The organism is Streptomyces sp. WAC05292, assembly GCF_003949955.1.
Taxonomy (GTDB): Bacteria; Actinomycetota; Actinomycetes; order Streptomycetales; family Streptomycetaceae; genus Streptomyces; species Streptomyces globosus.
Genome location: NZ_RPSE01000148.1, coordinates 1 through 13,254, shown reverse-complemented (window position 1 = coordinate 13,254; position 13,254 = coordinate 1). Strand labels below are relative to the sequence as shown.

Sequence of the window (13,254 nt, the reverse complement as noted above, 5' to 3'; positions counted from 1 at the left end):
GTCGGGGACTGGGAGGGGGGGACAAGATCCTGCGGACGGGCTCATTCCGGTGACGGTTCTACCCCGGGAGCCCATCGGCGGTGGCCTGCCGTTGCCACTGGCGCCGGTGGGCGGCGCCCGGCGGCCGCCGGTACGGCCGCCCGGTCCTACGGCGTCGATCCGCCGGCCGCCGGCGACTGCTGCGAGCCTCCGGTGAAGAGCAGCCGGTTGGGGGTGTCCTTCCCCGGGCTGCGCACCTTGCCGGGGCTCGCGGCGGCGATCAGCGCGCTCTGGACCTGGGCCGGTGTGGCGCCGGGGTTCTTCGCGAGGAACAGGGCTGCCGCTCCGGCCACATGCGGAGCGGCCATCGACGTGCCGCTGAGGGTGCGGGAGGCGGTGTCGCTCTGGTACCCGGCCGAGGGGATCGAGGTTCCCGGGGCGAACAGGTCGGTGCAGGGGCCGAAGTTGGAGTCCGAGCGGCGGACGTCCCCGGAGGTGGAGTTGTTGACGACGATGGCCGCGCCGATCCGGCCCGGCGAGTTGGCGCAGGCGTCGGTGTTGCCGTTGCCCGAGGAGACCACCCACGTGACGCCGGACGCGATGGAGCGCTTGATCGCCTCGTCCTCGGCGGAGTTGGCGCCGCCGTTGATGCTCATGTTGACCACGGCGGGCTTGACCGCGTGGGCGGTGATCCAGTCCGCGGCTGCGATGATCGCCGAGGTGGCGGCCTTGTCCCGGCAGTCGGTGACCCGTACGGCCACGAGCTTCACGCCCTTGGCCACGCCGAAGTCCCTGCCGCCGACCGTTCCCGCGACGTGGGTGCCGTGACCGGTGCAGTCGGCCCCGTTGCGGCCGTCGCCGACCTTGTCCGCACCGACCGAGGCCCGCCCCTGGAATTGGGAGTGGGTGGTGCGAAGACCGCTGTCCACCAGGTACACGGTGACGTTCTCGGCGGTCTCGGCGAACGTGTACCTCCCGTCCAGCGGGAGGTCGCGCTGGTCGATCCGGTCCAGGCCCCACGGCGGGTCGGTCTGGGTCGACGCGTCGTGCAGTCCGTCCTGCTGTACGTACGACACCGCCGGGTCGGCGGCGACCCGCGCCGCCTGGGCCGCGGTCATCTCGGCGGCGTAGCCCCGCAGGGCCGCGCTGAAGACGGTGCGGACGGTGCCGCCGTGCCTGCGTGCGCTGCGCGCCGCGGTGTCGGCGACCGCCGAGTGCTCCGCGGCACGCGCCGGGCCGCCCGCCGCGGAGGCCGGATCCTCTGTGAACACCACCAGATAGCGGCCGGGTATGGGCTCGGCTGCGCTGCGCACGCGGCCGCCGGCGGGACCCGCCTCGGCGGGATCCGCGGCCAGCGTCACGGCGGCGGCCGTCGCGAGGGCCACGGCAAGGCCGATCGATCTGGAGGACGGACGGGAGAGTTGGAAGGACGACAAGGGGACTCCTGGGGGAGAACTGGAAGCCGTGCCACCGGTTGTTCCGGGGGCGGAACCGGTCTACCCCCGGGCGCCCCGGGACGGTGGCCGCCGATGGCCGGTGGCGCGAAAGGGCGCGACGGCCCGCCCGGGCGCCCGCGCGAGCGGCGCACCGCTTGCCCGGCGCGCCGTGATCCGGCCTTCCTGCAATCCCGTACGAACGCACCCGCGGAACAGCAGTTGGTACGCACACCCCAAGAGGCGACCGCAATCCCCAATGGAACACGGGGAGTCCGCGTGATGGGCAGCGGATTTCTTTGCTTCACCTCACCGAACATGTAACGATGGCCCGGCAGTTCACCGGAACGGCCATACGACGGCCTCATCGGCGCGGCCCGCGCCGCCTGTCAGCGGAACGCGGTCGCGCCATTCCCGCAAGGAGGTGGTCCGATGCCCGAGGAAGATATACGCGCGCATTTGTGCCGTCTCGGTCTTACCCGCATACAGGCGGACATTTACACAACGCTGCTCGGCGCTGGGCCCTGCACGACGGAGCGCCTGGCGACCATGATGGGCCGCCACTGCCGCGGCGCCGGGAATGGCCTGCTCGAAGTCCAGGCACTGGACCGGCAACTCGGCCACCTGCGGAAACTCGGCCTGATCACCGTCAGCGGCGTCGGCATCGAGGGCATCGAGCACGTCCCCGTCGAACCGTCGATCGCACTGGAGTGCATGGTCCACACGCAGACCGCCGAGGTCCACAGGGCCCACCAGGCGGCCATGCAGGCCTATCGCGGATACCGGCGATCCGTCGCCCCGCAGGGCGAGGAAGACTTGGTGGAAGTCATCAGGGGGCCGCACGTCGCGGAACGCATCTGGAACCTGGAAGAGTCCGTCGAATTCGAAGTCCTGCGCTTTGACTGCCCGCCCTATCACACGCACGGAACCGCCAACCCGATCGAGATCGAAAAACTCGCAAACGGCGTGGCCTATCGAGTGGTCTACTCCAAATCGGCGGTTCAGAACGCCGACTACTACAGCGTCAACATCCAGCCCTGCATAGCCGCCGGAGAACAGGCCAGGGTCCTGCCCGCGGTTCCCGTGAAACTCACCATCTACGACCAGCGCCTGGCCATCGTGTCGATGTCCTTCGTCGAGTCCGAGGTGAAGGACTACCTGCTGATGGTCCATCCCTCCAGCCTGCTGTCGGCGCTCGCCGGCCTCTTCGAGACCTCGTGGCGGACGGCACTGCCGATGCACCTGAACGACCGTGCTCCCTGCGGCCTGCAGCCGGTCCACCGGCGCATCCTGGAGCTGCTCGCCACCGGGATCACGGACGAGACGATCGCCGAACTCCTCGGCGTGAGCCGCCGCACGCTGTCACGCCACATCGAGGCCATCAACACCCGCGCCGGCTCGATGACGCGCTTCCAGATGGCGCTCTACGCGGCCCGCAGCGGCTGGATCTGACACGGCATCACCATCCGGACACCGGCGGCGCCTCCGTGCGGTGCCCGGCCTGCCCCCGAGCGTCACAGGGCGCGGCGCATGCAGACCCGGGGCCACCGGTCCAGGCCGTGAGCGGCCTCCCGGGCGCGGATCGCGCGCAGACCCGGTGAGAGCTCGCCGTCGTCCACCGGCCGGAACCCGCACCGAATGTAGTAGGGGGCGTTCCACGGAACGTGTGTGAACGTCGTCAGGGTCAGGGCGGCCGCCTGCCGGCCCGCCGCGTGCTCGGCCGCGTGCTCCAGCAGCAACCGGCCGATGCCGCGGCGGGCGCTGCGCGGATGGACCGACACCTGCTCGACGTGCAGGCCGTCGTCGACCCGGTCGGCGACCAGATAGGCGGCCGGGACGTCGTCACCGCCGACGGCGACCCAGGCCGGCCCAGCCGTCCGGTACCGGTCGAGTTCGCTCAGCGGCAGCGGCTCGTCATCGGCGATCTCCGGCATGCCGATGTCCCTGAAGCACTCACCGGCGGCCCTCTCGATGTCCTGGAGAACAGTCAGCTCGTTCGGCCGCACCACACGTATCCTCATGAAGGCATTGTCCGAAACCATCCGGACGACGCCACGCAATTGACGCGGCCACCGACTCCTGGGGCTCCTCGGAACCGGCGGCACGGGGAGGGTCTGCCCAGCCCGCCGCCCGCCGCCCGCCGGCTCCAGCCCGCGGTGGTGGCGGACGCCGTCGAGGCCGCACGAGCCGCCGAGGCGTCGGGGGCCGGACCGCCTCTGCCGGGGCGCCGCCGCACTCGCCCGCACCAGGCGGGGCCGGTCAGGGGAGGATCTCGACGTACCCGTCGGTGCCGTGCACGCGGATCCGCTGGCCGTCCCGGATGAGGCGGGTGGCCCGCTCCACGCCGACGACGGCCGGCAGGCCGTACTCCCGGGCGATCACCGCCCCATGGGTCATCAGGCCTCCCACCTCGGTCACCAGGCCCGCGATCCGGACGAACAGCGGCGACCAACTGGGGTCGGTGAAGGCCGTGACCAGGATGTCGCCCGGTTCGAGCTCGGCATCCGCCACGTCCAGGACGACCCGCGCCCGCCCCTCGACGGTCCCGGCCGAGACCGCCACGCCGGCCAGGGCGCCGGCCGGCACGTCCTCCCGGCGGTAGGAGCCGGTGAGGGCCTCGCCGTCCGAGGTGAGCACCCGGGGCGGGGTGAGCGCGTGATGCGCCCGGAACGCCTCCCTGCGCTGCCGCACGAGACGCGGGTCGACCGGCCGGCCGGAGCGCACCACGTCGTGGAACTCCTGGAAGGTGAGGTGGAAGACGTCCTCCCGATCGGCGAGCACGCCCGCCCGCACAAGGCGTTCGGCCTCCTGCAGCAGGGCCTGCTTGTAGACGAAGTAGCGGCTGACGATGGCGTACTTGGGGTATTCCCGGTACCCGATGAAGGTGCGGACCCGGTCGATCATCCGCTGGGTCTCCTCGGCCTTGCGGTCCCCGTCCGGCAGGGCGCGCAGGCGGGTCAGCACGTCCTGTGCCTTCCGGTGCGCCTTCTGCCGCCCCAGCTCGAAGCGGCGCTCGGCGGCACCCGGCTCGAAGGTGCGCACGTGGTCGAGGATCACGGGGAGCAGCGTGCCGGGCCGTTCGCGCCAGCGCGGCCTGGTGATGTCGATCTCGCCGACGCAGCGCATGCCGTACCGGTCGAGGTAGCTCTCGATGGCATCGCGGGCCTCGGGCCCTCCCGGGAGCTTGGCCAGCCCGTCCAGGAAGCCTTCGTCCTGCACCTCGTGCAGGAAGGCCACCACCTCCGGCAGCGGGCGGATGACGTCCGCGACGTCGAGGAGGGCCAGTCCCATCTCCGAGGTGATGTTGTCCGGTGCGGACAGCGTCAGCGTGTCGGCGGCGTTCTTCTCTCCGAGCCATTCCTCCAGCCTGTCGTTCAGCCACCACGTGGCCTCCATGCCCGCCGTGACCACCTGCATGCTCAGGGGATCGGCCAGGAGGCGCTTGTGCTCCTCGAAGGCTTCCAGCAGGAAGTCGAACAGCGCCGGTCCGCTCTTCGTCCGGATGTCGCGTTCCAGGGCGGCGAGGGAGGCCCGGCTGCGTTCGATCAGTCCGGTGACGAGGGCCGGATCGGTCTCGACGGGATCGGGCGCACCGCCACCGCCGGGCGGCGGGCCGCCGGCACCGGGGGCCGACGGGGGGAGCGGGGGAGCGAAGCCGCCGCGGTCGAGGACCGTCTCCAGAGCGTCCCGGACCAGCGGGTCCCCCTTGCCGAGGGCGTCCAGCAGGACGGCACGGCTCGCGGGCGAGGCCAGACGCTGGGTGACGTCCACGAAGAGCCGCCCGCCGGCCTCGTGCATCGGCACCATGGCCGTCAGCTGCCACATGGAGTACCCCAGCGGCTTCATGGGATCCGTCATCATCTGGGCGTGGCCGACGGAGACGTAGATGCGATCGTCCCGGTCGCCTCTCTGCGGTACGGGGAACAGCGTCGTGATCGGCCGGCTCTGTACGATCCGGAAGCCGTCGTCCACCAGGCACCACTCGATGTCCTGCGGGCGGCCGAAGTGCGCTTCGATCCGCCGGCCCAGCTCGACCAGCTGCAGCGCCTGCGCGTCCGTCAGCGCGGGCTGCTCCTGCTGCCGCGGGGGGACCGCGACCTCATGCGTGCCGCCGGCCGGCGAGGCGGTCAGGGCGCGGTGCTTGGCGGCGGTCTTCCGCGCGACGACCTTGCCGTCGCGCACGGTGAGGACGTCCGGGTTCACCAGGCCCGAGACCAGTGCCTCGCCGAGGCCGAATCCGGCGTCGATGGTGGCGGCCTTCCGGTTGCCCGTGACGGGGTCGGCCGTGAACAGGACGCCGGACGCGTGCGGGAAGGCCATCTGCTGCACGACCACGGCCATGTCGACCGTACGGTGGTCGATGCCGCCCCGACGGCGGTAGGCCACCGCGCGCTCGGTGAACAGCGAGGCCCAGCACCGGCTGATGTGCCGGAGGACCGCCGCCGGCCCGACGACGTTCAGGTACGAGTCGTGCTGGCCGGCGAAGGAGGCCGTCGGCAGGTCCTCGGCCGTGGCGCTGGACCGCACGGCGTAGGCGGCGTGTTCGCCGGAGCGGGCGAGTGCGCGGGTGACCGCCGCCGCGATGTCGTCCGGGACCGCGGTCTTCTCGATGGTTCGGCGGATCCGCGCGCTGAGCGCGCCGATCGCTCCGCGGTCGTCGGGGTCCACCTGCGACAAGCGGTCGAGCATGTCGCCGACCCGGGGCGACTGCGCGACGATCCGCCGGAAGGCCGCGGTCGTCACGCAGAAGCCCGCCGGCACGCGGACCCCTTCGATGCGCGACAGCGTGCCCAGGTGTGCGGCCTTGCCGCCGACGGCCGCGGTCTGGCTCTGGTCCACCTGGTGGAGGTCCCACACGTACTGCTCGTTCACTGCGCTGCCTCCTGGGCGGTCGTGGCTCGGGCAGCGATTCTGCGCCCTGCCCGGGGCCTTGCGGCAAGCCCCGGGGTGCGCTATAAGTTGAGAGTGGCAAGGAGAGCACTCTCCTTGCCTTCGTTGTTTTCTTGTCGTTTTCGGTCCGCTGCGGGGGCCCACGACACCGCTCATGCCCTCTCGCCGGGCCCGCCGTGGCCCGGCGCCCCGATGCCGTCAGGCGGCGGGAGTGTCGGGGCGGGCGGTGGGCCGGTCGCCCCAGCCGGCGTCGGCGATCAGGTCGTACCAGTCGGGCAGCGCCCCCGGCGGCAGGTGGCGGCGCAGGAGCTGGCCGGGGAAGCTGAGCGGGCCGGCCTTCGCGGGGTTCGCCAGCGCCTGGCGGGTGATCAGGTTCGTCATCACGTAAGCGAGATCAGAGCGCGGGAATGCGGCGTGCACGCGGTCGGCGAACCCCTCGGGGAGGCTCTCCTTGCCCCGGCCGAGGACGTCCACCGTGATGCCCGCATGCGCCAGCGCGACTTCCGGCCCCTTGCGGGAGGCGATGCCCTCCGATGTGTGCAGTGCGATGGCGTCCCACACCACCGTCACGGCATCCTCATCGGTGCCGTGCTCGCGAAGGAAGCGTGCTGCCAGGTCCGCACCGTCGACTTCGAACCGCTGGTTGCCGTTGCCGGGTTCGGACAGCCCCAGGTCGTGCAGGACACAGCTCAGGAACACCAGTTCGTCATCGAAGTCGGCTCCCGCCTTCATGCCGCCGTGGTCCGCGAGCGCCCGGGCGAAGAGATAGCTGCGAACGCTGTGGCGGAAGACGGCCTCGGGCTCCACCTCCTCGGCGTAGCGCAGTGCAAGGGCGGCCAGCTCCGTGCGGGGCAGGTCGAATGCGCCGTAGACGGCGGGCAGGGCGAAAGCCATCGCAGTGACTCCTTTGTGTGTGCAGCGGCGAACCCTCTTGATCGTGCGGCCCTCCGCGCCTCCCGGCCAGCGGCCGCAATGCCGTCGTGCGCTAAATTCTGGCCATGGGCATCAGGGTGGCGGTACTCGCACTGGACGGCGTCGTCCCCTTCGAACTGTCCACCCCCGGACAGGTCTTCGGCACGGCCAACCAGGCCGCCGGCGCCCCGCACTACGAACTCCGGGTCTGCGCTCCGGGCCGCAGCGCAGCGACCTCCCCCGAGCACGGCGCCTTCCGGATCACCACCCCGTACGGACTCGAGGGGCTCGCCGAGGCCGACACCGTCGTCATCCCCGCCCACGCCGGCTTCCTGGCTCCCCCGCCCCCGGCCGTCATCGAGGCGCTGCGGCAGGCGGCGGCGCGGGGGGCGCGACTGGCAGCCGTGTGCGTCGGCGCCTTCACGCTGGCCGCCACCGGCCTGCTCGACGGGTACCGCGCCACGACGCACTGGCAGTACGCCGATGAACTCGCCCGCCGCCATCCGCGCATCTCCGTCGATCCCGCCGTGCTGTTCGTCGATCACGGCCGCCTGCTCACATCGGCCGGGGTGGCCGCCGGACTCGACCTGTGCCTGCACCTGGTGCGCCACGACCTCGGCGCGGCGCCGGCGGCCGCCACCGCCCGGCGCATCGTCATGCCGCTCCAGCGCGACGGCGGCCAGGCCCAGTACATCGAACGCCCCGCGGCCCCGACCGATCCCGGCGCCCTGCAGCCCGTCATGCAGTGGATGGAAGGCCGCCTCGACCGCCCCCTCACCCTGGCCGAGATCGCCGATCACGCCAAGATCAGTGTCCGAACGCTCAACCGCCGGTTCCGGGCACAGACCGGAGCGACCCCGCTGCAGTGGCTCCTCAGCGCCCGTGTCGACCGCGCCAGGCTGCTGCTGGAGACCACCGACCTGCCCATCACGCTGCTCGCCGACCGCACCGGCTTCGGCTCACCGGCGACCCTGCGCCACCACTTCACCCGCCACACCGGAACCTCCCCCCACGCCTACCGTGCCGCCTTCCGCCAAAGGACCCCCGGCGAGACGGGGCAGCGTCTGCGTACACCTTCGGACTCGGCCGCAGACCACGTCGGTCTTCACCCGGTGGCCACGGGCGGAACCGGGACCGAGGGGTGACCGAGACGTAGCGGGGAAGGCCGAGGGCCACTCCTCGAAGACCAGTCGCGTTCTCAGTCGCATCCCATGCAGAGCAGGTGAAAAAGAGACAACCCTACGCTCACCCCGGACGCGCGTAGACCCGCCGGACCGCCCGACCTGCGGGGATGGCCTGCTGTGTTGTCAAGTCAACGCGAATGGCTGAATGTTGAACTATTGGCCGACAAGCACACTTACGGTTGCGGAGGTTGACGTTCCACCGAGAGGAAACCCCTCATGACCGCCTCCGAAGCGCCGAGAACGGCCTGCATCCTCACGGGCTACCGCCCCGAAGACGGCTTCCTGGCCGCCGAGCTGAATCCGCCTCCCCCCGAGTGCGTGTGGCATGACAAGGGGGCCGAGCAGCCGGACCAGCGGTACGGCCCAGGGGTGGGATACCAGCAGTGGCTCGCCGTCGACGCGCGTACCGGCGCTGTCTGGTTCGGGGACGTCGACTGGCGGGCTCCCCGCGAGGACGCGGAGGGCCGGCTTCCCGGGGTCCCGCGCAAGGCGCTGGGCGACGGCCTGCTGCCGGCCCCCGGGGTCCTTGTGCAACTGCTGAGCCACATGACGCACGACGAGCAGCGAGGCTGCTCCTGGCGCTTCTTCACGGCCGAGGAGCTGCATGCGCTCGCGCTCCGCGTCCTGCCGGCCGTGCAGCGGCTCGTCGACTCGATCCACCGCTCCGGGCCGGCCGGGGAGCTCGAGTGGTCGGCCGAAGCGGCCACCGCCTGGGAGGACATCGAGCGGGTCGCCACCCACGCCTTCCCGGCCTCCCGGGAGGTCGTCTGGCCCAGGCTCCTGATGACCCCTGCCCCCGCCTGGCGGGTCGAGGTCGGCGCCTTCCTCGAAAGCAACCCCGACCTGTGCGACCCCGCCTGGGAGTCGGCCACCGACGCGGAGCTCGACGCCTACGCGGACTTCCGGCCCGAGTCGGGCTACGGCGGTGTCCCGGGACGCGTCTGCCTCACTGCCGGCCGGCAGATCGAGGACGGCTTCACCTTCTACGGCCACCGGGCCGCCCTGTACGCCCACCGCGCCCGGGCCTGGGACGGCCGTACACCGATGGACGCCTGCACCTGGCTGGAGCGGACCGAGGCGGGCCGCAGGACCTGGGAGGCGGCCAAACCCCTCGGAGCCACTCTCGCCGACGTGCCGGACTGTGTCCTGTCGATGCTGGCCGACAGCTTCCAGAGCGCCGCGCAGGAAGAGGGGCTGGCCCTGATGGGACTGCCCGCCTACCTGCGCAGGCTGCGCGCCGAGGAGAGGGAGGCCGTCGACCGCCAGCTCGTCCGCGAAGGCGAGGAGGTCGAACGCCTGGAGAACATGCTCAGGGACTTCCGGGCCGCCCGGAACCGCACCGTGACCCGGATCCTGACCTGGGCCGACGGCCGCACCGACGAGGAGATCGCGCACCTGGCCTCCACGTCCCCCGAGTGCGTCGGCGACTGGCGGGCCCGCTTGGGCGAGGACCAGACCGCCCAGCCTGCAGAGCCCTGATCCGCCGGGGTGCCCGGCGACTCTTGACAGCCCTGCTCGACAGCCCGCAAGATCAGCCCGTGAACCTGTCAGACAGCCAGACAGGTGGTGGGACGCCGCGGCGCGTGAGCGCGATGGAAGCGGTCTTCGGCCACCTGCGCAACGCCATCGAGCGCGGCGAGTACGCAGTGGGGGACAAGCTCCCCTCGGAAGCGGAACTGTGCCGCACCCTCGAAGTCAGCCGGCCCGTCCTGCGTGAAGCGCTCCGCGCCCTGCAGGCCATGGGCCTGACCGTGTCGAAGACCGGCAAGGGGACCTTCGTCGTGGCGAACACGGTCGAGGACCCCACCTTCGGCGACTACGCCGCCAGCGACCTGCTCGAGGTGCGCCGGCACGTCGAGATCCCCGTCGCCGGGTACGCGGCGCTGCGCCGCACTCCCGAAGACCTGGACCACCTGGCCCACCTGCTCGACCGGATGGAGCAGGAGACCGACACCACGGCATGGGTGGCCCTCGACACCGTCTTCCACCTGGCGGTCGCCGAGGCGTCCCGCAACCCGGTCTTCCGACGGGTCATCGAGGAGATCCGCGACGCACTGGCACGCCAGTCGACGTTCCTCAACGAGCTGGGCGGCCGCCGCGAGCAGTCCAACCGCGAACACCGGGCGATCTACGAGGCACTGATCGACGGCTGCGAACCGGACGCCGTCGAGGCCATGTCCCACCACCTCCACAGGGTCGAGACGACCCTCACCGACATCGTGCACCCCAAGCGCACGGACAGCCCCACCAGACCCACGGAAGGCGGACCCGAGGCGTGAGCGAGCAGTTCCTCAAAGACGAGAAGCGCCCGTCCACCCGTCACGTCGACGCCGGCGACGCCGGATACAGCAAGTCCCTGCAGCCCCGGCACGTCAACATGATCGCCATCGGCGGCGCGATAGGCACCGGGCTCTTCCTCGGGGCGGGGGGCCGGCTCGCCGAGGCCGGACCCTCGCTGTTCATCGCGTACGCCGTCTGCGGCGTCTTCGCGTTCCTCGTCGTGCGCGCGCTCGGCGAGCTCGTCCTGTACCGGCCGTCCTCAGGCGCCTTCGTGTCCTATGCCCGCGAGTTCCTCGGCGAGAAGGGCGCCTACACCGCAGGCTGGATGTACTTCCTCAACTGGGCCACCACCGGCATCGCCGACATCACGGCCGTGGCCGTGTACACCCACTACTGGGGCCTGTTCTCCGACGTCCCGCAGTGGCTGATCGCCCTCGTCGCCCTGGCCGTGGTCCTCTCCGTGAACCTCATCTCCGTGAAGATCTTCGGAGAGCTCGAGTTCTGGTTCGCGATCGTCAAGGTCGGCGCCCTGGCGGCCTTCATGGCGCTCGGCATCTTCCTCCTGGCCACCCGCCACCCCGTCGACGGCGCCGTCCCCGGCCCCTCCCTGATCACCGACAACGGCGGGATCTTTCCCAACGGCCTGCTGCCCATGCTGCTGATCGTCCAGGGCGTCGTCTTCGCGTACGCCTCCGTCGAACTGGTCGGCGTCACGGCCGGCGAGACCGAGAACCCCGAGAAGATCATGCCCAAGGCGATCAACTCGATCATGTGGCGCGTCGGCCTCTTCTACGTCGGCTCGGTCGTCCTGCTGTCCATGCTGATGCCGTGGAACGGCTACAGCGCCGACGAGAGCCCGTTCGTGACCGTGCTCTCCCACATCGGCATACCGGCCGCCGGCGGCGTGATGAACCTGGTCGTCCTCACCGCGGCCATGTCCTCGCTCAACTCCGGCCTCTACTCCACCGGCCGCATCCTCCGCTCGATGGCCGCCAACGGCTCCGCCCCCCGCTTCACCGCCCGGATGAGCCGCACCCAGGTGCCCTACGGCGGCATCCTGCTCACCAGCGGCGTGTGCGTCCTCGGCGTCGGCCTCAACTTCGTGGTACCCGACGACGCGTTCGAGATCGTCCTCAACCTCGCCGCCCTCGGGATCCTCTCCACCTGGGGCATGATCATGATCTGCCACCTGCTCTTCTGGCGGAAGACGCGCAGCGGCGAACTCGCCCGCCCCGACTACCGCCTCCCCGGCTCCCCGTGGACCCAGCTGCTCACCCTGGCCTTCCTCGCCTCCGTCCTGGTCCTCATGTACGCCGACGGCGGAGCGGGACGCACGACCGTGCTGTGCGTGCCGCTGATCGCCGCGACGCTCGTGGCCGGCTGGTACGCGATCCGCGGCCGCCTCGCCCGCGCCGCCGCCGCCAAGGGCAGCAGGTGAACCGGACGGCGCCCCGGGCCTGTCCCCGCAGGCGGCACACCTCCGCCGAATCCGCCGCACACCCCCACCCGGCCCGAGCCGGCACACATCAGAAGGAGCACAGATGCGCAGCGCACCCCTCGCGGACGCGCCCGGCATCCGGGAGCCCCTGCACGCACCCGTCGCCCACCTCACCCGGGGCGGCGTGATCGAAGGCATGCACCACGGCTCCCTCGTCGTCCTCGGCCCCGGCGGCGAGGTCCGCTTCGCCCTCGGCGACATCGAGGCGGCCTGCTACCCCCGCTCGGCCCTCAAACCCGTCCAGGCCGTCGCGATGGTGCGGGCCGGCCTCCCCCTCGACGGCGCCCTGCTCTCCCTCGCCATGGCCAGCCACTCCGGCGAGGAACGCCACCTCGCCGGGGTCCGGCAGATCCTCACCCTGGCCGGCGCCACCGAGGAGGACCTGGGCAACGTCCCCGACCTGCCCTACGACCCGGCCGTCCGGGCCACCTGGACGAGGCAGGGGCGCCCGCCCTCCCGGCTCGCCCAGAACTGCTCCGGCAAGCACGCCGCGATGCTGTACACCTGCACCCTGGCCGGCTGGCCCCGGGACACCTACCTCGACCCCGCCCACCCGCTGCAGAGAGCCATCGGCGAGGCCGTCGAGGAGCTCACCGGCCAGCGCACCGCCCACGTCACCGTCGACGGCTGCGGCGCCCCGCTGTTCTCGATCTCCCTGCACGGCCTCGCCCGCGCCGCCGCCCGCATCGCCACCGCCGCGCCCGGCACGGCGGAGCACCGGGTGGCCGAAGCCCTGCGCGGCCACCCCGAGATGGCCTCCGGCGCCGGGCGGGACGTCGCCGAGCTGATGCGCGCCGTGCCCGGGCTGATCACGAAGGACGGCTTCGAGGGCGTCCAGGTCGCCGCCCTCCCCGACGGCCGCGCCGTGGCCGTGAAGATCGCCGACGGAGCGGACCGCGCGCGCATCCCGGTGACGGCCGCGGCCCTGGCCATGGCGGGGGCCGACCCGCGGCTGCTCGCCCGGTTCACGGAGCAGCCCGTCACCGGCGGCGGCCTGCCCCTCGGCGCCGTCCGACCGGTGCCGGCCCTCGCCGCAGCCACAGCCGCCCCCGCCCCCGCCTGACCCGCACCGCCGGCC

Annotated in this window: 10 protein-coding genes; 6 read left to right on the top strand and 4 right to left on the bottom strand. The window is 71.9% G+C overall.

From position 1 onward, the window contains the following. Positions 1-146: 146 nt before the first annotated feature. Positions 147-1,415, bottom strand: a complete 1,269-nt coding sequence (locus EF903_RS17365) for a S8 family peptidase (protein WP_125544153.1) — start codon at positions 1,413-1,415, stop codon at positions 147-149. A 429-nt stretch (positions 1,416-1,844) separates the two neighbouring features. On the opposite strand from EF903_RS17365, the gene EF903_RS17360 reads away from it, so the two are divergent. Continuing rightward, positions 1,845-2,864: a helix-turn-helix domain-containing protein gene (locus EF903_RS17360; protein ID WP_125544151.1), complete on the top strand. Its 1,020-nt coding sequence runs from the start codon at positions 1,845-1,847 to the stop codon at positions 2,862-2,864. Positions 2,865-2,926: 62 nt separating this feature from the next. Here EF903_RS17360 and EF903_RS17355 read toward each other — a convergent pair whose 3' ends face one another. The 3 genes from EF903_RS17355 to EF903_RS17345 all read right to left on the bottom strand — a co-directional run bounded on the left by EF903_RS17355 (position 2,927) and on the right by EF903_RS17345 (position 7,196). Beyond that, positions 2,927-3,433, bottom strand: a complete 507-nt coding sequence (locus EF903_RS17355; RefSeq protein WP_125544149.1) for a GNAT family N-acetyltransferase — start codon at positions 3,431-3,433, stop codon at positions 2,927-2,929. Between the two features lie 238 nt (positions 3,434-3,671). Continuing rightward, complete coding sequence (gene rph, locus EF903_RS17350; protein WP_125544147.1) at positions 3,672-6,284, bottom strand: rifamycin-inactivating phosphotransferase; 2,613 nt, start codon at positions 6,282-6,284, stop codon at positions 3,672-3,674. Positions 6,285-6,500: 216 nt separating this feature from the next. Further along, the gene (locus EF903_RS17345; RefSeq protein ID WP_125544145.1) at positions 6,501-7,196 is read right to left on the bottom strand and encodes an HD domain-containing protein; all 696 of its coding nucleotides are present in this window, start codon (positions 7,194-7,196) and stop codon (positions 6,501-6,503) included. A 104-nt stretch (positions 7,197-7,300) separates the two neighbouring features. Between EF903_RS17345 and EF903_RS17340 the strand changes: the two genes are divergently transcribed. The 5 genes from EF903_RS17340 to EF903_RS17320 all read left to right on the top strand — a co-directional run bounded on the left by EF903_RS17340 (position 7,301) and on the right by EF903_RS17320 (position 13,239). Then, complete coding sequence (locus tag EF903_RS17340) at positions 7,301-8,359, top strand: GlxA family transcriptional regulator (protein WP_125544144.1); 1,059 nt, start codon at positions 7,301-7,303, stop codon at positions 8,357-8,359. Positions 8,360-8,614: 255 nt separating this feature from the next. Further along, a complete protein-coding gene (locus tag EF903_RS17335) occupies positions 8,615-9,877 on the top strand; it encodes a hypothetical protein (RefSeq protein WP_125544143.1) in 1,263 nt (420 codons plus the stop codon). Between the two features lie 113 nt (positions 9,878-9,990). Further along, positions 9,991-10,677, top strand: a complete 687-nt coding sequence (locus EF903_RS17330; RefSeq protein WP_125544155.1) for a FadR/GntR family transcriptional regulator — start codon at positions 9,991-9,993, stop codon at positions 10,675-10,677. After that, positions 10,674-12,116: an amino acid permease gene (locus tag EF903_RS17325; RefSeq protein WP_125544142.1), complete on the top strand. Its 1,443-nt coding sequence runs from the start codon at positions 10,674-10,676 to the stop codon at positions 12,114-12,116. Before EF903_RS17330 ends, EF903_RS17325 begins: the two co-directional genes overlap by 4 nt. A 103-nt stretch (positions 12,117-12,219) precedes the next feature. Next, positions 12,220-13,239 (top strand): asparaginase, encoded by a 1,020-nt coding sequence (locus EF903_RS17320; protein ID WP_125544141.1) that lies wholly within the window; start codon positions 12,220-12,222, stop codon positions 13,237-13,239. Positions 13,240-13,254: the final 15 nt, after the last annotated feature.

Coding starts and splice junctions, on each gene's coding strand:
- EF903_RS17360 (WP_125544151.1), top strand. CDS start 1,845: ATGCCCGAGGAAGATATACGCGCGCATTTGTGCCGTCTCGGTCTTACC.
- EF903_RS17355 (WP_125544149.1), bottom strand. CDS start 3,433: ATGAGGATACGTGTGGTGCGGCCGAACGAGCTGACTGTTCTCCAGGAC.
- EF903_RS17345 (WP_125544145.1), bottom strand. CDS start 7,196: ATGGCTTTCGCCCTGCCCGCCGTCTACGGCGCATTCGACCTGCCCCGC.
- EF903_RS17340 (WP_125544144.1), top strand. CDS start 7,301: ATGGGCATCAGGGTGGCGGTACTCGCACTGGACGGCGTCGTCCCCTTC.
- EF903_RS17335 (WP_125544143.1), top strand. CDS start 8,615: ATGACCGCCTCCGAAGCGCCGAGAACGGCCTGCATCCTCACGGGCTAC.
- EF903_RS17330 (WP_125544155.1), top strand. CDS start 9,991: ATGGAAGCGGTCTTCGGCCACCTGCGCAACGCCATCGAGCGCGGCGAG.
- EF903_RS17320 (WP_125544141.1), top strand. CDS start 12,220: ATGCGCAGCGCACCCCTCGCGGACGCGCCCGGCATCCGGGAGCCCCTG.